The organism is Pantoea sp. CFCC18179 (assembly GCF_059412405.1).
Genome location: NZ_JBNBPM010000008.1, coordinates 89814 through 112519 on the forward strand (window position 1 = coordinate 89814; position 22706 = coordinate 112519).

Consider the following 22706-nt stretch of genomic DNA (forward strand, 5'->3'; position numbering starts at 1 on the left):
ATGATTCACAACGCTTTGCCAGGCTGGAGACGTTATCTTTTCAACAGCAGCCTGCGCTATCTGTTGCGCATCTTTTTTGCGCTGGCAGGATGCGCCGCAGTGCCGTGGTGGCTGCATCAAATTGAGTGGACCATTCCGCTGACGCTCGGCGTAGTTGCTGCTGCGCTGGCCGATCTTGACGACCGCTGGATCGGACGTGTACGCAATCTGCTCATTACCTTGGTCTGTTTCTGTATCGCCTCTGTCTCCGTTGAATTGCTGTTTCCGCATCCATGGGCGTTCGGGCTGGGATTAGCGCTTTCAAGTTGGGGCTTTATTTTGCTCGGCGCGCTGGGGCAGCGTTATGCCACCATCGCGTTTGGCGCGCTGTTAATCGCGGTGTACACCATGCTGGGAATTGGTCTTTTCCCCCAATGGTGGATGCAGCCGTCGCTGCTGCTGATTGGTGCACTTTGGTATAACTTGCTGACTTTTATCGGTCATTTGATGTTCCCGGTGCGCCCGGTGCAAGAGCAATTGGCCGGCAGTTTCTCGCAATTGGCGCGTTATCTGGAGGCCAAAGCGAACCTGTTTGATCCCGACGGCGGAGAACAAGATGATGCCAATCTTGTTGCCACAGCAATGGTCAACAGTCAATTAGTGGCGCAGTTGAATCTCACTAAAAGCACTATTCAGAGCCGCTTGCGTGGCGACCGCGGTTCCCGCAGCACACGTCGCAGTCTGCATTACTACTTTGTGGCGCAGGATATCCATGAGCGCGCCAGTTCTTCGCATCTGCAATACCACCTGCTGCGTGATGACTGGCGCTACAACGAAGTGTTATTCCGTTTTCAGCGCTTGATGAATATGCAAGCTCAGGCGTGCCGGCAATTGGCAGAAACCATTCTGCTACGGCAACCCTGGCATCACGATAGCCACTTTGAACGCACCTTTAATCGTCTGGAAACTGCTTTACAGCGCCTGGAACAAAACGAGCCGCAGGATCCCCATATCCGCGCGCTGTTCTGGCTGCTGCGTAATTTGCGCGCTATCGATGCTCAATTGGCGTCGATTGAATCCGAACAGATGCTGGCCGAACCGGCGGCTCAGAGCGATAACCATCTTTCACGCGAAGGCCTGAGCGGCTGGGCCGATATTCGTCTGCGCTTAAGTCGTCATCTAAGTCCGAGTTCCGCACTGTTTCGCCATGCGGTGCGCATGTCATTGGTATTGTGCGTTGGCTATGCCTTTATCCAAATTACCGGCGTTGATCGCGGTTACTGGATACTGCTCACCAGCTTGTTTGTCTGCCAACCCAATTACAACGCCACACGACGACGTTTGGCATTACGCATCGGCGGCACGCTTGCCGGTATCGCCATTGGCCTTCCGGTGTTGTGGCTGGTGCCTTCAATTGAAGGCCAACTGGTGCTGATTGTGTTAAGCGGCGTACTGTTTTTCGCTTTCCGTCAGGTTCAATACGCACAGGCAACCTTATTCATCACGTTGCTGGTATTACTCTGTTTCAACCTGCTAGGCGAAGGATTTGAAGTGGCACTGCCACGCGTAGTGGATACCCTGCTAGGCTGCGGTTTAGCGTGGCTGGCAGTGGCCTTTGTCTGGCCGGATTGGCAGTTTCGCAAAATTACTGCGGTTGCTGATCGCACCCTTGATGCAAACTGTCGTTACCTGGATGCGATTATGCAGCAATATCATCAAGGTAAAGACAACCGGTTGGATTACCGCATTGCGCGCCGTGATGCCCATAATGCCGATGCCGAACTTGCCTCGGTGGTGTCAAACATCAGCAGCGAAATTAAGCAACAACAACCGCTGCGTGAAAACGCATTTCGACTGCTGTGTTTGAACCACTCCTTCCTTAGCTATATTTCTGCGCTTGGAGCACATCGCGATCGGTTGGCCGATAACACATTGCTAACGTTGCTGGACGACGCCGTTTGCTTTATCGAAGACGTGCTACAAATTGAAAGCGTTAGCGAGACTCAGGCTGCCAGCATGCAACAAGCATTGATACAGCGTCTGGCGGCAATGAAAACCAGCCCAGATGCGCGTGCACCGCTGGTGATTCAGCAATTGGGATTACTGGTCGCGTTACTCCCCGAAATTGCCCGTCTTCGCAGAACACTGGTTAATCATTAAGGCTGAACTTGCTCCGCTGATGCATGTTGGCGGAGCGTTTGCAGATACCAGGCGTACAGCTCCTCCCTGATTGCGTTAGGCAGTGCTGCTTCATGATGCCCGGAAATCGCCCCTTCCAACGCCAGCAAGGTTTTCAAGCCAATATGCTTATTTACCGCGCGCAACTTTAACCAACATCGCCGCGACCCGGTTTCGCATAACATACGCACCGAGTTGATTCCCACTTTGTGCAGCATCAACTCCAGACTCAGACTGAGATTAGGCAGATCTTTCAGGCGCAGCGAGACATGTCTGGTCGCCATTTCATCTTGAGCTGCACGCAGCGAGCTCGCGGAAAGTCGCAGTAATTGCTCAGAGTCCTGCCATAATTGACTATCCACTTTGAAATAACTCAAGGTGACCGGAACTCCACGTTTGCGGTAAACCAGCGGTTCCAAAGATCGATGGGTGTTGTAGACGTGGAGCGCCTCACAAGCGCGCAAGTAGAGCGCATCCTCATTAATGTAGGCAAAAATCACCTTCTCAACCGTTAGGGCATAACCGCCAAATTGGGTCCGAGACTCAATCTTTCCTAATGGTGCCAATTGCGCTTTTGATTGCTCAACTACTGGGTTGTTTCTTTTCATATTGCCCCCTCAATTTCATTCCATGCACGGGAAATTTCCTATAAAAGCGCGTTGATTCATCAATTTAGAAGATAAAAAAAACGATTTAGCTGTTCAATGAATAAAAGCAGGAGAGCGGGATCTTGTGTAGAAATTGCGAGGCATTTTCAGAAATTGAGGTTGATCTTTATCCAGGAAGCTATTACTGTACATCCATACAGTTCATTACTGAGTGATTAAATTATGCGTACTCAATTCTCTGGCCTTGCTGATCGTTCACCACGTTTTGCTTCATCAAGCTTAGCGCAACCTTCTTTAGGTGGAATCACTGAACTGCGCTCCAGCGAACAACCTGGCATGATGCAATTAATGCTGTTGCCGGTGTTGAAACAGCTGAGCGAGCAATCACGCTGGCAGCTTTGGTTAACGCCGGCACAAAAGCTGAACCGCAGTTGGATGCAGCAGTCAGGATTGCCATTAGACAAGAGTATGCATATTACTGAATCAGAGCGTTTTAATACGGTGGAAAGTATGGTTAAAGCGTTGCGTACTGGAAACTATAGTGTGGTAGTGGCCTGGATTCCGTACGAATTGAACGACGAAGAACGTTTTGAATTGGAGCAAGCAGCAGCAGAAGGTGAAGCACTTGGACTGATTTTACGTCCGCAGGGACATGGATATGCCCATTCCAGACAATCAAAATCAGCAAAAATTCCGTCTGATTTGTTTCATTAAGTAAATCCAGGAATTTTCTCACCATTTTTTTTGCAGAAGTTATCGCTAAGCCACTGATTCTTTTCCCGCCAGCTATGACAATGGCTTAGCCGCTTTTTTGTTTTCTCTTACCGAAGATTTTGCCACGTGATTTGTTAAAATGTGTGTATAAATCGCTGTTTTTTTACTGCTCGACCTCACATCATACTTGTAACTTTCCAATCTCGTTGTAGACTTTAGCTCGCCAGGGTGCTCAATAACCTCCGTTTTTTCGGTAGAGTCAAAAGCGAGCGTTTAGACCCGGCGAAGGATTAACACAAAGAGCAACCTTTTTGCTCATTGCCTATTTGGATGATAACGAGGCGCAAAAATGAAAAAGACAGCTATCGCAATTGCAGTGGCACTGGCTGGCTTCGCTACCGTAGCGCAGGCCGCACCTAAAGATAACACCTGGTACACCGGTGCTAAACTGGGCTGGTCTCAGTATCACGATACTGGTTACTACGGTAACGGTTACGAGAACAACAACGGTCCAACTCACGAATCTCAGCTGGGTGCTGGTGCTTTCATGGGTTACCAAGCTAACCCGTACCTGGGCTTCGAGCTGGGTTACGACTGGTTGGGCCGTATGCCTAACAAAGGCAGCGTGACTAATGGCGCGTTCAAAGCACAAGGCGTTCAGCTGGCTGCTAAATTGAGCTACCCAATCACCGAAGATTTCGACGTCTACACCCGTCTGGGTGGTATGGTATGGCGTGCTGACTCTACTCAGACCAACCCAACCACTGGCCGCATCAGCGACCACGACACCGGCGTTTCTCCGCTGGCTGCTGTTGGTGTTGAATACGCACTGACCAAAAACTGGGCAACTCGTCTGGACTATCAGTGGGTTAACAACATCGGTGACGCAGGTACCGTTGGTGCGCGTCCTGACAACAGCATGCTGAGCGTCGGCGTTTCTTACCGTTTCGGTCAGGATGAAGCAGCAGCTCCAGTTGTAGCTCCAGCTCCAGCTCCAGCGCCAGTTGTTGAAACCAAGCGTTTCACTCTGAAGTCTGACGTGCTGTTCAACTTCAACAAAGCGACCCTGAAGCCAGAAGGTCAGCAGGCTCTGGATCAGCTGTACAGCCAGCTGAGCTCAATGGATCCGAAAGATGGTTCTGTTGTCGTACTGGGCTTCACCGATCGCATCGGTTCAGAGCAGTACAACCAGAAACTGTCTGAGAAACGTGCTCAGTCTGTAGTTGATTACCTGGTATCTAAAGGTATCCCTTCTAACAAGATCTCTGCACGCGGTATGGGTAAATCTAACCCAGTTACTGGCAACACCTGTGACAGCGTGAAAGGCCGCAATGCCCTGATCGACTGCCTGGCGCCAGACCGTCGCGTTGAAATCGACGTGAAAGGTATCAAAGACGTTGTAACTCAGCCACAGGCTTAAGTTATCGCGCAATAAAAAACCCCGCTTCGGCGGGGTTTTTTTATGGCTGAACTTTTAAACAAACAAACCATTACTCGTTTTCCGAACCGCCTTTGCCAAGAATGGCCTGCAAATCCTGCTTCAGCGTAGACATCTGATTCGCATACTTCTCTTTACGTTCAGCATCCTCGATCAGCTGAACGATTGTTTCTGACAGCGTATTGCTGCGACGCTGCGCCAGCCCCGCCAAACGCTGCCACACCAGATATTCCAGATCGATCGATTTCTTACGCGTATGCTGATGCTCAGCATTGAAGTGACGTTTACGCCGTGCGCGAATCGTTTGCTTAAGACGATTATCCAAATCCGGATGAATGTGCTGAGCGATCCACTCATTCACCTCAACCGGGCTGTTCTCCATCGACAACAGCAAATCTACCGCAGCTTGTGCGGCACTTAGCTCAAGATGACGGGTGATCAGTTCACCCTCCCGATGCTTCTTCACCAGGTATTTCCACTTCCATCCACTTTCAAGATTTTCGAGTTGCTGGTATTTCATCGGAATCTCATCGTGATCACGTAACAAACTAAGAATAACAGCTTTTTTCTCTGATGTAGCAAGGAAAAACATGTTGTAGTCGTCACAATTAGGGCCGGAACTCCGCCGTGATAAACCGGGTTGATTCCTGTATAATCGCGCTTTTCCTAAATCAGACTAATGCGAATATTTTGACCAGCACTCAAATTACGTGGCAAGCCCTGCAGCCGGATAGCGACCGCTACCAATCCATTTTCTCAAACGTCTCACTGGAAGATTGCGATAGTCTTGCCGCGGTTCAGCCGCGTCTGCTGAATGCGCTGGCGCATTTGCATCATCAAACCCAAGGTTTCCCGCTGCTGTTGCTGCGCAGCCAGGAAAACAGCGATTACCTTGCTTGCATCGCCGATGCGGCGCAACGTTTCCAACCGGAAGATGTAACGCTGTACGGCGGCGATTATCATGTGATGGGCGACAATGTTAGCCTGTTGCCGCCTGCCGATAGCAATCGCCCGTTCACCAGTCAGGGCGGTGTACATTTCGCCGACTGGATCGAAACGGAGCAGCTGTTCGGTTGTGTGCGCCAGTTCAAAGATCGCGTGCAACTGGAACCGGGTTTATTACATCGCGCCAATGGCGGCACCTTAATCCTTGCAGTAAATACCTTACTGGCGCAGCCCTTGCTGTGGCTGCGCCTGCGCAAATGCATTGAGCAAGGCCGCTTTGATTGGTATTCACAAGATGAACGCCAGCCGCTGCCGGTAACCATCCCACCGTTGCCATTGGAGTTGCGCCTGATATTGTGTGGCGATCGTGATGCACTGGCCGCTTTCCAGGAAATGGATGTCGAAATCCATGAGATGGCACTGTATAGCGAGTTTGAAGAAAGCTTGCAGGTGCAGGACGAAGATGACATGACATCCTGGTGCCAATGGACGCTGACCCAAGCCGAAGAAGCAGGATTAAGTGCGCCAGAAGCCGATTTCTGGCCGGTACTTATCACTGAAGCCGCGCGTATGACCGGCGATCAAGACACCTTGCCGTTGTGCCCACGTTGGTTGCGTCGCCAGTTGCAGGAAGCCGCGTTGCACGGCGAAACTCTGAACGGTGAAGCGCTGAAAGATGCGCTGGAAGCCCGGCAGTGGCGTGAAAGCTTCCTCGCCGATCGCATGCGCGATGAGATCTTGCTCAATCAGATCATGATTGAAACCGAAGGCGAAGTAGTTGGTCAAATCAATGGCCTTTCCGTGGTTGAGTTCCCTGGCCATCCGCGTCCGTGGGGCGAGCCTTCACGCATTACCTGTGTGGTGCATCCGGGTGATGGTGAGTTTACGGATGTCGAACGCAAAGCCGAGTTAGGTGGCAACATCCATGCCAAAGGCATGATGATTATGCAGGCCTACCTGATTGGCGAGTTGGAACTGGAACAACAACTGCCCTTCTCTGCCTCGCTGGTGTTTGAGCAATCCTATTCTGAAGTGGATGGCGATAGCGCATCGCTTGCCGAGCTGTGTGCCTTAATCAGCGCTTTGGCCAATCAACCGCTTAACCAACAAATTGCAGTAACCGGTTCAGTCGATCAGTTTGGCAACGTTCAGCCCGTTGGCGGCTTAAATGAGAAGATTGAAGGCTTCTTCCACGTTTGTAACTCACGTGAATTGACCGGCAAGCAAGGGGTGGTTTTCCCCGCCAGCAACGCACGGCATCTGAGTTTAAGTCAGGATGTGGTTGAAGCGGTAAAACAAGGGCAATTCCATCTTTGGGCGATTGAAAGTGTTGATGAAGCGCTGCCGCTATTAACCGGCATTGCCTGGCAGAGTGAAAGCGGCGAATCGCTGCTGAACACCATTCAGGAGCGTATTACTCAGCTGAATCAGCAGGAAGCACGCCTGCGTCCGTGGCCGCTCCGTTGGCTCAACTGGTTTAACCACAGCTGATTACATTGCTCGGCGTACAACTGTTCGCTAATATTCGGGCTTCACTAAAAGAAGGCATATTAAAAACATGGTAGATAAACGCGAATCCTATAGCAAAGAAGACCTGGTTGCCTCAGGTCGCGGCGAACTGTTTGGCGAAAATGGACCGCCGCTTCCATCGAACAACATGTTGATGATGGACCGCGTAGTCAAAATGACTGAGGACGGCGGTAAATTCGATAAAGGTTTTGTTGAAGCCGAACTGGATATCCGTCCTGACCTGTGGTTCTTTGACTGCCACTTTATTGGCGATCCGGTGATGCCGGGATGCCTTGGCCTTGATGCCATGTGGCAATTAGTCGGTTTCTACCTCGGCTGGTTGGGCGCAGAAGGCAAAGGCCGTGCATTGGGCGTGGGTGAAGTGAAATTCACCGGTCAAGTGTTGCCAACTGCCAAGAAAGTGACTTACAAGATTCACTTCAAGCGTGTCATCAACCGTAAACTGGTGATGGGCGTGGCTGATGGTGAAGTGTTCGTTGACGGCAACCTGATTTACTCGGCGACCGATTTGAAAGTGGGTCTGTTTAAAGATACTTCCGCTTTCTAATCCGCTAAAACGAAAACCTCCGCACGCAGCGGAGGTTTCTTCCTTATCGATTTGACATCCAGCAGTGCTAGGCCACCGCTGACCTGTCCTCCATGGCTTGACGCCAACCTCCCAACCAGTAAGACCGCGCATCGATCATTTGATAAGGGCATATCTCTTTTGAGCGCCCCGTAATACCGGCTTGATAGCCTCGTGAATGTGCACGTTCCAGGCGGTCTCTTTTCTGTCTCTTCATGCCTCATTTCCCTCATTTCAGGTCTGGTGGAATCTGGGTGGAAAGAAAGAGTGGCGATATAATGTTCAACCACAGTAATGTTCTAACCCTCCTCGGCATAAAGGTCAATGCGCAAATTTCACGCCAATGTCATGTTTCTGACGTCAAAATGACATTTAAAATTGTCAATTAACTGTATATCTGGCTGATTCGCCAATAAAAAAAGCCCCTGATTTGACTGCGATCACACTACAGCAAATCAAGGACTTATCATAAGCATCGAACAATTCTTAATTTAGCGAAACCACACTATTTGCGATTTGTTGCGCCGTTTGCTGCCAACCTAAAGCCAGAGTCCGCACCAACGCATCGTAGCCATCTTCAGTTTGCGGCAGCGTCAGATTAAAGCCATGTTTGATTAGGCGGCCTTGATGCTGTAACAGCCATTCACCGCTCACCACCACTTGACCATCGTAACGCCCCTGGAAACCCGTCACGTTCACTGACAGCGTATCGTGCGTTTCACCCAATGGGGAACCCGCCACCAACCGACCCGGCAATGCTTTGCTGAGATTAGTGATCAGCGTTTGCTGTAACTGCTGATCCAACGGGCTGGCCCACAGATTATTCGCCGCAATCACATACTTCACATCGCTGGTTTGATAAACCAAACCATTGCCTGCCATGTAATCCGGCACCGTAACCTGCTCAACCCAGATCATCGGTTGATTACCGCTGGCGGCGCTATCAACGCGCGCCACATTGCTGCCCGCAGGCAGCTGGTAATAGGTGTTTTCAATGGTGCTGCTGCAACCTGCCAGCAGCAGCAACGCTCCCATCATCAGCCCTTTTTTCACTGTTTCGCCCTCTTTGGCTGTGGATCCTGGCCCGGTTTGGCTTCAAATACTAACGCATTACTTTTGGTGTTCAGCGTTTTCAACACCGGCTGCAATTCACGCAGTACCTGATCAAGCCGCTGCATATCCCCCACCAGCTTGCTGTAGGCCGGTGATCCTGGCTGCAATCCTTTCATGCTGCGATTGAGTTCGCGCAAGGTTTGCTGCATATCTTCCGGCAGCGTTTTCATCGCTGGATTAGCAGTAATGTGATTGAGATTATCCAACGTCTTCTGCAACTGTTGCAGCGTACGCTGGCTCTCTTTCAAGGTACCTGTCGCTTCGTTCAATACCGGATTGAGTGGCAAGCCGTTGATCTTATCCAGCGCTGCCATTAGCTTCTGCTGAATCTGCGCCAGTCCACCGCTGACGGTTGGGATCACTTCCAAACCAGCGACTTCATTCGGGCCTTTATAAGCGGCAGCGTTGTCATAGAAATCAAGGTCGATAAACAGCGCACCGGACAGCAAGTTGCCGGTTTTGAGCGTCGCGCGCAGACCGCGTTTCTTGCCTTCCTGCAGATGCTGCTCAAGATTGAAATCACCGCCCAAACGATTCACAAAGCGATCAGGTTCGATGCGGATCAGTACCGGCACGCGATAATCGTTATTCAGGGCTTGGTTTACGCCCGGAATCATATACGGCACTTGCGATACCGTACCCAAGCGAATACCACGGAACTCAACGGGCGCACCCACCTGCAAACCACGAATCGAATCAGTGAAGAACAGCAGGAAATCGGTGTGATTGGTATACAACGAATCCTGAATGCTGCGCTGATCGTCAAACAGATGGTATTCAGCTTTGTTCTCTGCAACCTGGCCCAGTTCGGCGCCGTCTGGCACATCAAAACTTACGCCACCGCTAAACAGCGTGGTGAGCGATCCCATCTCCACGCGCATGCCCGATGCCGACATATCCACCGCAATGCCGCTGTCCTTCCAGAAGCGCACGTTGGTGGTGATTAAGCGATCGTAGGGCGCGGAGATAAACAGTTGATACGCCATCATGCGTTTATCGGTATCAAAAGTGCTGGTTTCCACTGAGCCAACGCGATAGCCACGGAACAGCACCGGATCGCCCGGATTAAGCTGACCGGCCTTTTTACTGTCGAGGACGATGCGAATCCCTTTGGCATCAGGTGGCGCCAGCGGCGGCGCATCAAGCAGCTGATAATGCTCTGGCATGTCACCTTTGCTGCCCGGCTGCAACTCAATGTAGGCACCGGAAAGCAGCGTTCCTAAACCCGATACGCCTTCACGGCCAATCTGTGGTTTCACCACCCAGAATGCGCTATCGCCTTGCAGCAGCTTTTCCATGCCGGAGTTGAGGCGCGCTTTAATCTCGACATGATGCAGATCGTCAGTCAGCACCGCGCTTTCCACCACGCCGACGTTAACGCTACGACTTTTAATGGTGGTTTTACCGGCTTCGATACCTTCCGCGTTTTCGGTAATCAGCGTCACTTCCGGCCCTTGATGGCTGAAGTGATAAAAAAGAATCCATCCGCCGATTAACAGCGTGACGATAGGTACAATCCACACCGGCGACCAGCGTTTAATCTGGTCGACCTTAGCAGTCTCGTGATGGTTGTCCGTCAAGACGTGACTCCTTACGTTCAGTTTTCCGTTGTCTATCCCACAGCAGGCGCGGATCAAAGGTCATTGCTGCAAACATCGTCAGAATCACGACCATGGCAAACAGCAGCGCGCCCGGCGCAGGATAAACACTCATCAGCCTTCCCATGCGCACCAGCGCAGAGAGGACGGCGATTACAAACACATCAATCATTGACCAGCGGCCAACGAATTCAACCACCTCATACACCAGGTGCATTTTCTCATCATCACGCCGCCCGCGCCCGCTGCCGTGCCAGCACAGCCAGGCAATCGCCAGCATTTTCAACGAAGGCACCATAATGCTGGCGATGAAAATCACCAACGCCACCGGCCATGAACCGTCACTCCACAGCAAAATCACCCCCGCCATGATGTTGGACGGATATTGCGATCCCAAGGTTTCGGTGATCATGATCGGCATGATATTGGAGGGAATGTAGAGCATCACCGAAGTGACCAACAGCGCCAGCGTCCATTGCAAACTCTGCTTACGGCGAGGAAGTGCCTTCACACCACAACGTGGGCAAGCAGGCTGGTCGGCAGGCAAAATTGCGGTACAGCAAGGGCAGCTGCGCAATCCTTGCTTTAATCCGCTAACGCCAGCCAACGGCACCTTCGGCAGCGGCGGCGCAGGATCGATGCGTTGCCACACCCAGCGACGATCGACACATTGAAACGCACGCAGATGCAGCACGCAGAACAAACACCACGGCCAGAAACTGCTGCCGAGGCCTATCTCGCCATACGCCATTAACTTCACGAAGCTGACCAGCACGCCGGCCATAAAGATTTCGGCCATGCCCCAGCTACGTAACTGGAAAAGAATGCGCGCCAACCCCAACCGCAAGCGGTGTGGCATGCGCACATTATTGACCAACAAGATAATGGTGATCATGCAGAAGGCCGGAATGCCCTGCACAAACAGCAGGAACAACGTCGCCAGGCTGCGATAATCTTCGCGATCCATCACCTGCGGGATTTCAAGCAGCGATATCTGGCTGCTCAAACCCGCGACGTGCATATTGATGAAAGGAAACAGATTGGCCAGCACCAGCATAAACAGCGCCGAAATGGCGTAGCCGGTCGGACGACGACGCGGCTCCTGCCAATTAGCCAACAACGTGGTGTGGCAACGCGGGCAACGCGCGCGGCTGCCGACCGGTACAGCGGGCAGCTTTACTGTTAAATCACACTGTGGACAGAGACTCCACTGGTGCGCCTGATCCGCTGCACACATTTTTACTCCTTGCGCTTACGCGCCATTTTTTAGCGCTTCCAGCTCTTCCCAGCGTTCAAAGGCCACTTCCAGCTCCTGTTCGGTCTGCGCTAACGCATCCAGTACCGGCTGGGTTTTATCGTGCGGCTGGCTGAAGAAATCCGGATGGCTCATTTGCGCCTGCAACTCACCGATACGCGTTTCCAACTGTTCCAGCTTTTGCGGCAGCTGCTCCAGTTCACGTGCCAGGTTATAGCTTAGCTTGTTGGCTGGACGTTTGGCGGTTTCAGTTTTGTCGGCAGCTTTTACCGGTGCAGCGGCTTTCGTCTGCGAGGATTTCACCAGCTTATATGCCGCGCGCTGCTGCTGTGCATCGTGATAGCCACCGACAAAGGTGCCGATCTCGCCATTGCCTTCGAAGATCCAGCATTCGGTGACGGTATTGTCGACGAATTGACGATCGTGGCTCACCAACATCACGGTGCCTTGATAACCGTCCACCAGCTCTTCCAGCAGCTCTAATGTTTCCACATCGAGGTCGTTGGTCGGTTCATCGAGAATCAACAGGTTGCTTGGCTTAAGGAACAGACGCGCCAGCAGCAGGCGGTTACGCTCACCACCAGACAACGCACGTACCGGCGTCATGGCGCGCTTTGGATGGAATAGGAAGTCTTGCAGGTAACCCAACACATGGCGCGGTTTACCGTTAACCATCACTTCCTGTTTACCTTCGGCGAGGTTATCCATCACGGTACGATCCGGATCCAATTCGGCGCGATGCTGATCAAAGTAAGCGATTTCCAGCTTGGTGCCGCAATGCACGCGACCGCTGTCAGCTTTCAATTGATCGAGCATCAAGCGCAGCAAGGTGGTTTTACCACAGCCGTTCGGGCCGATCAGGGCGATTTTGTCGCCGCGTTGCACTTGAGTGGAGAAGTCTTTTACCAGGGTTTTGCCGCCCACGCTGTAGTTAACATCTTCCATTTCAAATACGATTTTACCGGAACGTGCCGCTTCGCCGACCTGCATGTTGGCTTTACCCATCACTTCACGGCGTGCAGAACGCTCGTTACGCAACGCTTTCAACGCGCGTACGCGACCTTCGTTACGGGTACGACGCGCTTTGATGCCCTGGCGGATCCACACTTCTTCCTGCGCCAGCTTGCGGTCAAACTCCGCGTTTTGCATCTCTTCGACACGCAGCGCTTCTTCTTTGCCGGTCAGGAATAGATCGTAATTGCCCGGCCAGGAAACCAGCTTGCCGCGATCGAGGTCGACAATACGCGTCGCCATGTTACGGATGAAGGAACGGTCATGCGAGATGAAGACAATGCTGCCGGTAAAGGTTTTGAGGAACGTTTCCAGCCAGTCGATAGTTTCGATATCGAGGTGGTTAGTCGGTTCGTCCAGCATCAACACGCGCGGATTGCTCACCAGCGCGCGGCCTAATGCCGCTTTACGCAGCCAGCCGCCGGAAAGTGATGACAACTCGGTGTCCGCTTCCAGACCGATCTGCTGCAACACGTCATTGATGCGGCTATCCAGCTGCCACAAATTCTGGTGATCGAGAATGGTTTGCAGACGGCCCATCTCATTGAGGTTTTTCTCGCTCGGATCTTCCATCACCAAATGCGAGATGGCGTGATACGCCTTGAGATGCTCGGCTTGTTCCGCCACGCCTTCGGCGACGAAGTCGTAAACGGAGCCAGTGATGTTACGCGGCGGGTCCTGTTGCAGACGCGCCACCACCAAATCCTGCTCATAAATAATGCGGCCATCGTCCAGCGGTTGCTCGCCGTTAATGATTTTCATCAGCGTCGATTTACCGGCGCCGTTACGGCCTACCAGACAAACGCGCTCGCCTTCTTCGATATGCAGTTCGGTGTTATCCAACAGCGGCGCATCGCTGAATGAGAGGTAAGCGCCATGGATACTGATCAGTGACATAAAACTTATTCCTTACCGGCGTGGCTAACCAGCCAGCAGTTGTGAATTTGACGGTTGCGCGCGAAATCCTGCGACAGGGTTTTTTGCGTAATTTCTTGCGCTTGCAGACCCAGACGTTCTAAACCGTCGAGATCCATTTTGAAGCCGCGCTTGTTGTTGGAGAACATAATGGTGCCACCGCGACGCAGCAGACGTTTCAGATTCTGCATCAGCATCATGTGGTCGCGCTGCACGTCGAAATCGTCTTCCATGCGCTTGGAGTTGGAGAACGTCGGCGGATCGATAAAGATCAAATCGAACTGCTCGTCGCTCTCACGTAACCAGCTCAGGCAATCGGCGTGCATCAGGCGATGATTACGACCGGTTAAGCCATTCAGGCGCAGGTTACGCTCGGCCCACTCCAGATAGGTGCGCGACATATCCACGGTAGTGGTGGTTTTTGCGCCACCCAAACCGGCGTGCACGCTGGCAGTACCGGTATAGGCAAATAAATTCAGGAAGTCTTTGCCAGCGCTCATTTTACCGAGCATCTGACGCGCGATACGGTGATCGAGGAACAGGCCAGTATCCAGATAATCGGTGAGGTTCACCAGCAGTCTTGCATCAAACTCCTGCACTTCGAAGAAATCACCCTTCTCGCCCAGCTTTTGATACTGACTTTTGCCTTTCTGACGTTCACGGGTTTTCATCACCAAACGATTCGCAGGAATCTCTAATACGCTCAGCGTCGCGCTGATCACATCAAACAGACGTTGACGCGCTTTATTCGCATCGACGGTTTTTGGCGGCGCATATTCCTGAATTACCACCCAATCACCGTAGCGATCGACCGCCACGTTGTATTCCGGCAGATCGGCATCATACAGGCGATAACATTCGATGTTTGACTGACGCGCCCATTTATCCAGCTTCTTCAGGTTCTTGCGCAGACGGTTAGCAAAATCTTCGGCGATTTGTGCACCGCCTTCACCGCTGGTCGCCGCCAGCTGGTAGTTCTTCTGTACGCACTCCAGCGGACCGTTTTTGGCTTTGAACTGGCGATCGGCACGCAGTTGCAGGCAGCTCAACAATTCTGGTGAGGCGCTAAACAGCGACAGATTCCAGCCGCCAAAATTCTGCTTCATGATACGGCCAAGCTGGCTGTGCAGCGCGATTAACGCCGGTTCGCTTTCCAGACGCTCACCATACGGCGGGTTGCTCAGCACCGTACCGGTCACGTCCTGACCTGCCAGCGGATTCTTCAGCTTAATCACATCCTGCTGATGGAAGCTGAACAGCTCAAACACGCCGGCGCGACGCGCATTGCCTCGCGCCGATTCCAACACACGGCTGTCATTATCATAGCCGTAGAAACGTGCAGTCGCAGCAGCCGTGCCGACGCGCGCGCGCTCTTTCGCTTCGCCATGCACCTCTTGCCACACCGCCTGATTGTGTTTTTTCCAGCGATTGAAGCCCCAATGGGTGCGCAATAAGCCAGGCGCACGATCGCACGCGATCAACGCCGCTTCCAGCAGCAGCGTACCGGAACCACACATCGGATCGACCAGCGGCGTGCTGCTCTGCCAGCCAGAACGCATCACAATCGCCGCCGCCAGGGTTTCTTTTAGCGGCGCGGCACCGGTTTGCTGGCGGTAACCACGCTGATGCAGCGAATCACCGCTAAGGTCCAGCGCGATGCTAACGCGATCTTTATTCAGCCATGCGTTGATACGAATGCCCGGCTGCTCGCGATCGACACTTGGACGCTCGAGATTCTGGCGCGTGAAGCTATCGACGATGGCGTCTTTAATACGCAGCGCACCGAACTGACTATTACGGATCACTTCATTAGTGCCGCTGAAATGGATGGCAAAACTGGTATTGCTGTCGAACATCTCGGTCCACGGAATACTTTGCGCACCCACGTAGAGATCGAGATCGCTCCAGACGCCAAATTCTCCCAGCGGCAGCAAAATGCGCGAAGCCAAACGGCTCCACAGCAGGCTTTGGTACATGACACGGTCGTCGGCCTTGAAGTGGACGCCGCCCTGCACCACCTGCAAATCCTGCGCACCCAGCGCGTCTAGCTCACTTTTCAACAGCTCTTCGAGCCCACGCGCCGTACTGGCAAACAGAGAATTCATATCGTCACTTTTAACTCTTGCTTAAATTGCTGCGCATTATAGCGAATCAGCGACCTATGTCATAAAGTTAGCTTCTTTTAAACTAATGACCTTAATTCCGGAGTGGTGATGATTACGCTATCTCGCCTTTATATTCATCCCGTCAAATCCATGCGCGGCTTACAGCTTTCCCATGCGCAGGTGCTGGAGAGCGGTTTAGGCTTTGACCGCATCTTTATGGTCACCGAACCTGACGGTACTTTTATTACCGCCCGGCAATATCCGGAAATGGTGCGTTTCACCCCGGCGCTGCTGCCGGATGGTCTGTTTTTACAAGCGCCGGATGGCTCACAGGCCTTGATCCGCTTTGCGGATTTCACCGCGGAACAGGCGCCAACGGTAGTGTGGGGCAACCATTTCACTGCGCGCATCGCGCCGGAAGAGATCAACAGCTGGCTAAGCGGATTCTTCCCGCGCCCGGTGCAATTGCGCTGGACCGGCGTGGAGCCCACGCGCCGCGTGAAGCGTTTTGAACATGTGCCACTCAGCTTCGCCGATGGTTTCCCTTATCTGCTAGTCAACATGGCGTCGTTGCAGGATTTGCAACAGCGCTGCCCAGCCAGTGTGCGCGTTGAACAATTCCGTCCCAACTTAGTGGTGAGCGGCGCGGCCCCGTGGGAAGAAGACAGCTGGAAAAAGCTGCAAATTGGCGAGATCGTTTTTGAGATGCCAAAACCGTGTAGCCGCTGTGTGTTCACCACCGTTGGCACCGAAAGCGGTCGCAAACATCCAGAGGGCGAACCGCTGGCGACCTTACAAGGTTTTCGCAGCGCGCAGGATGGCAGCGGCGATATCGATTTCGGCCTGAATTTAATTGCGCTGAACAGCGGCATTATTCGCGTTGGCGATGCGGTGAAGATTTTAGAAAAGCAAACACCACGTGTTTATGGCGCAGGCGAAGTGGTCGAAACTTTAGCCCCTGCCGCCAGCAGTCACAGCGAAGTTAAGATTGAATATCAGGGAAGCGCGTTTACCGGCGACAATCAGCAAGTGTTATTAGAGCAACTAGAGATGCAGGGATTCCGCATTCCTTATTCTTGTCGCGCAGGGCTTTGTGGCAGTTGCAAAGTAAAACTGGTTGCGGGTGAAGTAAAAGCGTTGAAGCAAAGCGCAGTACGCGCCGATGGCACGATTTTGAGTTGCAGCTGTATTCCGGCTGGCGATATCGAACTGGCGTAAACCGCTTTATACCGCTCGCGCGAAGTGAGCGGTATTTTCTTGCGGCTGTGGACGCAGACGATCATTCATGATCTTAATCGCATCACCCAACTGCATGCCTTTTCCGGCGACGGTTAATGCGTTTTGCGCTAATAAACACAGCGCCGCATTTTCACCGCTTTCCACCACCAATAACTGCGCTTGTTCGCCATTATCCGCCAGCGTCACGGCCACCATATCGCCCGCAGCGGGTTGCCAACTGTGATCATGATTGGTGAAATGCCAGCTTTTAGGCATTAACGGTTTAAGGAAACGGCTGGCGACTAACGCATTTAAAACTAATTCGGCACGCTGATCGCCTTTTAATCCACTCTGGCGGCAACGTTCTTCAAAGGTAAAATAAAGCGCCGCGTCATCAACGCAAAAACCGCTGACATTAAATGCATCGGGCGTAAGCATTTTGCGCGAGAAGCGCGAGCGAAATAACATGCCGTCGGCTAAATCCAGCATCATGCGGTCATGCTCTGCGTCGAAATACCAACGCCAATTGTCATCAGGTTTGATTGTCATGATCTGCCCTGTGGTTTATCGCTGCGCTAAATGGCGCTTAATTTAAAATACTAAATCTGAGAAAAAGCTGAAAAATACACCAGCAGGACAAAATATAAACGAGCCGAAGGGATAAATAAACCCCTCGGCGCAGTAAAGTGAGAAATGTCTTAGAGGTGAGTCACGATATCTTTAATTAAACCCGGACCTTTATAAATAAATCCGGAGTATATCTGCACTAATGTTGCACCGGCGGCGATTTTTTCCCGTGCTGCGACTAATGAATCAATACCGCCGACACCAATAACCGGCACGCGGCCCTGCAGCTCTTGCGCCAGACGGCGAATCACTTCGGTACTGCGTGATTGCACTGGGCGGCCACTTAATCCGCCGGTTTCTTCGGCATATTTCAGCCCGCTGACCAGCGAACGATCGAGCGTGGTATTGGTGGCGATCACACCATCAATATTATGACGGATCAAACTGTCGGCTACCTGAATCAATTCTTCTTCAGAAAGATCCGGCGCGATCTTCACTGCCACTGGCACATATTTAAGGTGCCGTTCTTGCAGCTCTTTTTGTTTTAATTTGATCGCGGAAAGAAGATCGTCGAGCGCTTCACCGTATTGCAAGGTGCGTAATCCAGGCGTGTTTGGCGAGGAAATATTGATGGCGATATAACCGGCGTGGGCATACACCTTTTCCATGCAGATCAGATAATCGTCTTTACCTTTCTCCACCGGCGTATCTTTATTTTTACCAATATTGATGCCGAGGATGCCTTTAAAGCGCGACTTTTTGACGTTCTCAATCAAATGATCGACGCCGTGATTATTAAAGCCCATGCGGTTAATAATCCCTTCGGCGGGAATCAGACGGAACATGCGCGGCTTATCATTACCCGGCTGCGCCAGCGGCGTTACGGTGCCGACTTCGACAAAACCAAAGCCCATCGCGCCAAAGGCATCAATGCATTCTGCATTCTTATCGAGACCGGCAGCGAGGCCGAGTGCGTTCGGGAAGGTTAATCCCATGCAGGTAACCGGACGGGATGGCAGTGACTGGCGAATCAGCCCTTCTAACGGCGTGCCGCTGATAAAACGCAGTTGTTGAAAGGTGAGTTCGTGCGCACGCTCAGGATCAAGCTTAAACAGCGCCGGCCGGACGATAGGATATAACATGCACTCTCCTCAAAGACGAAAACCAGGGAAGTCGGGGTGCACGGGAATTTGTGCGCCAGAATGGTAAGGCGCTCTGGCGCAAAAGTAAATTGTTCTACTGCATGACAATTTGATCGGTATCAGCGTCGAGCGGAATAGCGCCCCAGCTGTTCGCGGCAGGCTTGCAGCCCCATATAGATAGAGGGGCAATACCACATCAGTTTCATGCGCGCGCTGTGCTGCAACGAATTGCGTACCAGTTGATTGACCTGCGGCTGCCACTCCGCCGGGATCACCATGTGATGTTTGCGGATTTGCGACAAGCAGCTGTGCATCACTGTTTGGTAATAGCTGTCCAGCAGCGCCTCATCCAACGGCAATTGATGATCACGCAGGAACTGTTCGCTGCTAGCGCGCGCGATAAAGTAGTTCTTCACATAGGAAAAATCGCGCGTGCTCTGTGATAGCGAAGTCAGCATAAAGCGTTTGTAATAATAGCTTTGACTGGTGCAGTAAATGTTCCGCGCCTGCAAATAGAGCGCGAACATATACGGCGCGTCTTCATGGTTTTGAATCGGCAGGAATTGCAGCGCCAGTTGTTCGATCAAACGCCGCGAAATAATGCTGCTCCACACCACGCGGTGCGCCGATTGCTGCTGCATCAAGGTGCGCAAACTGGTGCTGCCGCCAGGCAGTAATCCGCTGACATGACGTTGATGAATGGTTTGATAATGGCGCTGCGCGGCAGGCAGATCGAAAAACATCTTGGCGCCAAAGCAGAACAAATCGATGTCTTCATGGCGCGCCTGCACGCGGCGGAAATCGGCGAACAACTCAGTTGAGACGAAATCGTCGGCATCCATAAAGTAGACGAAATCGCCAGTTGCCACTGACAATCCTTTCATGCGTGCAGCACTTACGCCGCCACGTTCGCCGCTTAGCAAAATGACCTGCGGATGTTTTGCGGCAAATTCCGTCAGCCACGCCACGCTGTTATCACTGGAGCCATCGTCGATAACAATGATCTGTTCCGGCGGCGATGACTGGCGCAGCAATGAACCCATCGCTTCTGCCAGCCACGGCGCGCAGTTCCAGTTCGGCACAATCACCGAAACCGAAGGGATACGGTGAGTCGTAGTCATGCTCATCCTCTTTCCTCAACGTTGAATAACGGAATTCTCAGACGCTTCAACACCACGCTGTGCAACAGGCAGCACACGCCAAGGTTGAACGCACCGATCAAGCCCAACCACAGCAAGTTGATCCAGCGGTTTTGATTCCACTCGATCGGTAACAAGGTGCTCAGCCAGGCCACCGCCGCCGATACCGCCCAAATCAGCATCACGTCGCGGGTTAACCAAGTGAAATGGATGCCCGGCGCAAAGCGGCGGTGCACCAGCCACGCCCAGCCCACCAGATAGAAGATATTTTGTCCCAGCCACAGCCAGCCGGTACCCAATGCGCCGTAATGAATCGCGCACCAGATATTCAGCGGCACCAGCAGCACCGCAAAGCAGGTGAAGCCTTTCATGTGCAGCTTGAGGTTGCCGTTGATGTATTGCAGGTGATACAGCAAGCCACAAATGGCCTGAATGCCGCTACCCAGCGCATACAGGCTGAGGACAAACGACATCTCATCAACAATCTGCGTCTTCTGCGTCCACGCCCACAGCAACGGACCGGCATAGCAAGCGATGGTGATGCTGAGCGGTGCCATAAAAATCGCCACCGCTTGCGTGGTGTAGCGATAGAGTTTCAGCGATTCGGCATCGCCCTCTTTGCGGGTTTTCATGCCGGTCATGCGTGGCACAATCGCCTGCATAATCGGACTGCTGAGCAGCAAAATGCCGGTCGCCGCGGTAGCGACCACGGTAAAGGAACCGTATTCACTCAGCGGCAAGGTTTTTGACAGCACCAGGCGGTCTATTTGTGAAATAAAGGTCCATACCGCACTGGAGAAAGCCGCGCTCAGAGCAAAACGAATAAAGGGTTTCAGCACTTCCTTTAAATCGCTGCGCTTCTCTTTACGCGCCGCTTTGGGGATCAGTTGACAGGATTTGTAGATGCAACAGGCCGCTTCGGCAATCGACACCAACAGTTGCCAAATAAAGAATGCCAGCACCGGATTGGAGAAGAATTGAATCACCAATACCGCGCCAAAGGTACGCAAGGTGGTGATCACCAGGTTAACGCCATTTAACCAAACCTGATGTTCGAAACCGACAATGACGCTGCGGTACGGGCTGGTGCGCCAGCGAATCGCCGCCGTAATCACCATAATCGCCACGGCAATCACTACATCGCCCGCAGGAAGATGGCGCGCATCCAGCCAATGGGTCGCAATCCACGGCGTCGCCAGCCAGCCCAATACCACCAGCACAATCGTGGAGAACAGGAAGAATTTGGTCAGCGTGGCAAACAGCGCCGGGAACCAGACAAATTCCGCCTGGTTAGCGCGATAACGCGCCGCTTCGCGCATTAAGGTGGTGGAAACGCCGGCATCAAGTAATTGCAGCCAGGTTAATAAGATCGAAAAGAAGCCCACTAAACCGTAGGCTTCCATACCTAAGTGTTGAATATAAAGTGGTACAACCAAAATACCTGACAGCGTCAGATAGATCTGGCCAACGTAGTTGGCAATCGCGTTACGTTTTATAGACATAGGTGTTTTGGGATCTGGGTATTTATCTCAGTGGCCATAAGCGTGACATAAAAGCCTGCACCCGCACACCGGAGTTATTCTTAAAATTAAGTTTGGTGCTAAGCGCTGCGTTTTTTTCTCATTTTCATAATGGCGAAATAGATGTCAGGCTGTTTCAACATAAGTTTTTCCATTACACCTTGCGCCGCGAAGTTTTCTGCAAAGTAAGTTAATGCATGCCGGACATTATCTGAGAATTTGGCAGAACTCTTCAGCTCCTGCTGGACTAATTGCAATAAACCGCTGCGCAAATAACTTTCACGATAACGATTTCTTTCGGGAATAAAGTGTGACAAGCGTGTGAGTTTTTCATAATCAGTAATAAATTGCTGGTATGAGAATGGCTGAACGCCATGCGCGTTTACTGATAACGACGATTCACTGGCGTAATCCAATACCCAAGAAGTTTGCGTGTGCAGTAATCCCGTCAGCATCACATCCTGAATTTTAGTCAGCGGCGCGCCCATTCTGGCCAAGCTCGCGCGTAAAATTACCGCAAAGGCACCCTGCTGCCACCAACGGCGCTCATGCAGTTGCTGGAACAGTTGCGTTGAGGAGTGTAACCCGTTAACCAGTTCACGTTTGGTCAGCGAAATAATGAAGCAATTCAGCTCCGGGCGCTGATCGCTGAGCTTGGCTACATCCTGTAGCAAGCTGGCTGACAGTGCGCCGCGCTCGGCGCTAAACAACAGGAAATCATCTTCGGATGGCGTGCTGTGCGGAAAAGTGGGCAATAATGAAGCCGTGAATTGGCTACCCGCCGCATCGGTTTGCAGCCAGTAACACACCAATTCTTCATCCACGTTACTGGACGCATTAACCCGGTTAAGCGTGGCAGGCGCCGCCTGCTGCGGCGTTAAATTGTGCGCGTATGATGTTCTTTCCATATTCATCTCCCTAAGAATAATTTGGATTGCCATAACGGCAGACACGCCACAAAAGGTGGGCGTAAATTAATAAGCGAAATGTCGTTATCGAGTTCTAGCGGAAATTAGCTCAACCGATTATAAACGGCCTCCGAGTTTTAATTCCAACATCGATTCACCCTGCGGTAATAATTAACAGGTTAATTGTTCAGGCGCGCTGTACTAAGTGCAAAATTAATCGTTGATAAGACAACGCAGATGTAACTGCATATAATTTTA

Annotated in this window: 19 protein-coding genes; 6 read left to right on the forward strand and 13 right to left on the reverse strand. The window is 52.1% G+C overall.

Annotation, left to right across the window (positions count from 1 at the left end; all coding sequences use genetic code 11):
- Positions 1-2139, forward strand: a complete 2139-nt coding sequence (yccS, locus tag ACPUC7_RS16105) for a YccS family putative transporter (protein ID WP_494923667.1) — start codon at positions 1-3, stop codon at positions 2137-2139.
- Here the strand turns inward: yccS and ACPUC7_RS16110 are convergent.
- A complete protein-coding gene (locus tag ACPUC7_RS16110) occupies positions 2136-2765 on the reverse strand; it encodes a TfoX/Sxy family DNA transformation protein (RefSeq protein WP_494923668.1) in 630 nt (209 codons plus the stop codon). The two genes, yccS and ACPUC7_RS16110, sit on opposite strands and share 4 nt — an antisense overlap.
- A gap of 222 nt (positions 2766-2987) precedes the next feature.
- Between ACPUC7_RS16110 and sulA the strand changes: the two genes are divergently transcribed.
- Both sulA and ompA read left to right on the forward strand, forming a co-directional pair.
- Positions 2988-3479, forward strand: a complete 492-nt coding sequence (sulA, locus tag ACPUC7_RS16115; protein ID WP_494923669.1) for an SOS-induced cell division inhibitor SulA — start codon at positions 2988-2990, stop codon at positions 3477-3479.
- 349 nt (positions 3480-3828) lie between these two features.
- Positions 3829-4899: a porin OmpA gene (gene ompA / locus ACPUC7_RS16120; protein ID WP_494923670.1), complete on the forward strand. Its 1071-nt coding sequence runs from the start codon at positions 3829-3831 to the stop codon at positions 4897-4899.
- A 70-nt stretch (positions 4900-4969) separates the two neighbouring features.
- Here ompA and matP read toward each other — a convergent pair whose 3' ends face one another.
- Positions 4970-5437, reverse strand: a complete 468-nt coding sequence (gene matP, locus ACPUC7_RS16125; protein WP_343551791.1) for a macrodomain Ter protein MatP — start codon at positions 5435-5437, stop codon at positions 4970-4972.
- A gap of 107 nt (positions 5438-5544) precedes the next feature.
- Here matP and ACPUC7_RS16130 point away from each other — a divergent pair, with 107 nt between their 5' ends.
- Together ACPUC7_RS16130 and fabA are read left to right on the forward strand one after the other, a co-directional pair.
- A complete protein-coding gene (locus tag ACPUC7_RS16130; RefSeq protein WP_494923671.1) occupies positions 5545-7353 on the forward strand; it encodes an AAA family ATPase in 1809 nt (602 codons plus the stop codon).
- 67 nt (positions 7354-7420) lie between these two features.
- Positions 7421-7939, forward strand: coding sequence for a bifunctional 3-hydroxydecanoyl-ACP dehydratase/trans-2-decenoyl-ACP isomerase (gene fabA / locus ACPUC7_RS16135; RefSeq protein WP_007887361.1), 519 nt, complete (start codon positions 7421-7423; stop codon positions 7937-7939).
- A 67-nt stretch (positions 7940-8006) separates the two neighbouring features.
- Here fabA and rmf read toward each other — a convergent pair whose 3' ends face one another.
- The 6 genes from rmf to rlmKL all read right to left on the reverse strand — a co-directional run bounded on the left by rmf (position 8007) and on the right by rlmKL (position 15954).
- Positions 8007-8174, reverse strand: coding sequence for a ribosome modulation factor (rmf, locus tag ACPUC7_RS16140; protein WP_007887362.1), 168 nt, complete (start codon positions 8172-8174; stop codon positions 8007-8009).
- A 269-nt stretch (positions 8175-8443) separates the two neighbouring features.
- Entirely contained in the window at positions 8444-9010 is a 567-nt protein-coding gene (gene pqiC / locus ACPUC7_RS16145; protein ID WP_494923672.1) for a membrane integrity-associated transporter subunit PqiC, read from the reverse strand.
- Positions 9007-10650, reverse strand: coding sequence for an intermembrane transport protein PqiB (gene pqiB, locus ACPUC7_RS16150; RefSeq protein WP_494923673.1), 1644 nt, complete (start codon positions 10648-10650; stop codon positions 9007-9009). Before pqiB ends, pqiC begins: the two co-directional genes overlap by 4 nt.
- The gene (gene pqiA, locus ACPUC7_RS16155; protein WP_494923674.1) at positions 10622-11905 is read right to left on the reverse strand and encodes a membrane integrity-associated transporter subunit PqiA; all 1284 of its coding nucleotides are present in this window, start codon (positions 11903-11905) and stop codon (positions 10622-10624) included. Before pqiA ends, pqiB begins: the two co-directional genes overlap by 29 nt.
- 15 nt (positions 11906-11920) lie before the next feature.
- The gene (locus ACPUC7_RS16160) at positions 11921-13831 is read right to left on the reverse strand and encodes an ABC transporter ATP-binding protein (protein WP_494923675.1); all 1911 of its coding nucleotides are present in this window, start codon (positions 13829-13831) and stop codon (positions 11921-11923) included.
- Positions 13832-13836: 5 nt separating this feature from the next.
- Positions 13837-15954 (reverse strand): bifunctional 23S rRNA (guanine(2069)-N(7))-methyltransferase RlmK/23S rRNA (guanine(2445)-N(2))-methyltransferase RlmL, encoded by a 2118-nt coding sequence (gene rlmKL, locus ACPUC7_RS16165; RefSeq protein WP_494923676.1) that lies wholly within the window; start codon positions 15952-15954, stop codon positions 13837-13839.
- Positions 15955-16062: 108 nt separating this feature from the next.
- On the opposite strand from rlmKL, the gene ACPUC7_RS16170 reads away from it, so the two are divergent.
- On the forward strand, positions 16063-17172 hold the full coding sequence (locus tag ACPUC7_RS16170; RefSeq protein ID WP_494923677.1) for a YcbX family protein: 1110 nt from the start codon (positions 16063-16065) through the stop codon (positions 17170-17172).
- A 6-nt stretch (positions 17173-17178) separates the two neighbouring features.
- Here the strand turns inward: ACPUC7_RS16170 and ACPUC7_RS16175 are convergent, their stop codons facing one another.
- The 5 genes from ACPUC7_RS16175 to ACPUC7_RS16195 form a co-directional block, all read right to left on the reverse strand.
- The gene (locus tag ACPUC7_RS16175; protein ID WP_494923678.1) at positions 17179-17721 is read right to left on the reverse strand and encodes a cell division protein ZapC; all 543 of its coding nucleotides are present in this window, start codon (positions 17719-17721) and stop codon (positions 17179-17181) included.
- Between the two features lie 149 nt (positions 17722-17870).
- A complete protein-coding gene (gene pyrD, locus ACPUC7_RS16180) occupies positions 17871-18881 on the reverse strand; it encodes a quinone-dependent dihydroorotate dehydrogenase (protein ID WP_494923679.1) in 1011 nt (336 codons plus the stop codon).
- Positions 18882-19000: 119 nt separating this feature from the next.
- On the reverse strand, positions 19001-20002 hold the full coding sequence (locus tag ACPUC7_RS16185) for a glycosyltransferase family 2 protein (RefSeq protein WP_494923680.1): 1002 nt from the start codon (positions 20000-20002) through the stop codon (positions 19001-19003).
- A 2-nt stretch (positions 20003-20004) separates the two neighbouring features.
- Positions 20005-21522 (reverse strand): lipopolysaccharide biosynthesis protein, encoded by a 1518-nt coding sequence (locus ACPUC7_RS16190; protein ID WP_494923681.1) that lies wholly within the window; start codon positions 21520-21522, stop codon positions 20005-20007.
- Between the two features lie 98 nt (positions 21523-21620).
- Positions 21621-22448, reverse strand: coding sequence for a hypothetical protein (locus ACPUC7_RS16195; RefSeq protein ID WP_494923682.1), 828 nt, complete (start codon positions 22446-22448; stop codon positions 21621-21623).
- Positions 22449-22706 lie beyond the last annotated feature (258 nt).

Bases quoted from the DNA above. Each gene is read 5' to 3' on its own strand.
- yccS (WP_494923667.1), top strand. From the start codon at position 1: ATGATTCACAACGCTTTGCCAGGCTGGAGACGTTATCTTTTCAACAGC.
- ACPUC7_RS16110 (WP_494923668.1), bottom strand. From the start codon at position 2,765: ATGAAAAGAAACAACCCAGTAGTTGAGCAATCAAAAGCGCAATTGGCA.
- sulA (WP_494923669.1), top strand. From the start codon at position 2,988: ATGCGTACTCAATTCTCTGGCCTTGCTGATCGTTCACCACGTTTTGCT.
- ompA (WP_494923670.1), top strand. From the start codon at position 3,829: ATGAAAAAGACAGCTATCGCAATTGCAGTGGCACTGGCTGGCTTCGCT.
- matP (WP_343551791.1), bottom strand. From the start codon at position 5,437: ATGAAATACCAGCAACTCGAAAATCTTGAAAGTGGATGGAAGTGGAAA.
- fabA (WP_007887361.1), top strand. From the start codon at position 7,421: ATGGTAGATAAACGCGAATCCTATAGCAAAGAAGACCTGGTTGCCTCA.
- rmf (WP_007887362.1), bottom strand. From the start codon at position 8,174: ATGAAGAGACAGAAAAGAGACCGCCTGGAACGTGCACATTCACGAGGC.
- pqiA (WP_494923674.1), bottom strand. From the start codon at position 11,905: ATGTGTGCAGCGGATCAGGCGCACCAGTGGAGTCTCTGTCCACAGTGT.
- ACPUC7_RS16160 (WP_494923675.1), bottom strand. From the start codon at position 13,831: ATGTCACTGATCAGTATCCATGGCGCTTACCTCTCATTCAGCGATGCG.
- rlmKL (WP_494923676.1), bottom strand. From the start codon at position 15,954: ATGAATTCTCTGTTTGCCAGTACGGCGCGTGGGCTCGAAGAGCTGTTG.
- ACPUC7_RS16170 (WP_494923677.1), top strand. From the start codon at position 16,063: ATGATTACGCTATCTCGCCTTTATATTCATCCCGTCAAATCCATGCGC.
- ACPUC7_RS16175 (WP_494923678.1), bottom strand. From the start codon at position 17,721: ATGACAATCAAACCTGATGACAATTGGCGTTGGTATTTCGACGCAGAG.
- pyrD (WP_494923679.1), bottom strand. From the start codon at position 18,881: ATGTTATATCCTATCGTCCGGCCGGCGCTGTTTAAGCTTGATCCTGAG.
- ACPUC7_RS16185 (WP_494923680.1), bottom strand. From the start codon at position 20,002: ATGACTACGACTCACCGTATCCCTTCGGTTTCGGTGATTGTGCCGAAC.
- ACPUC7_RS16190 (WP_494923681.1), bottom strand. From the start codon at position 21,522: ATGTCTATAAAACGTAACGCGATTGCCAACTACGTTGGCCAGATCTAT.
- ACPUC7_RS16195 (WP_494923682.1), bottom strand. From the start codon at position 22,448: ATGGAAAGAACATCATACGCGCACAATTTAACGCCGCAGCAGGCGGCG.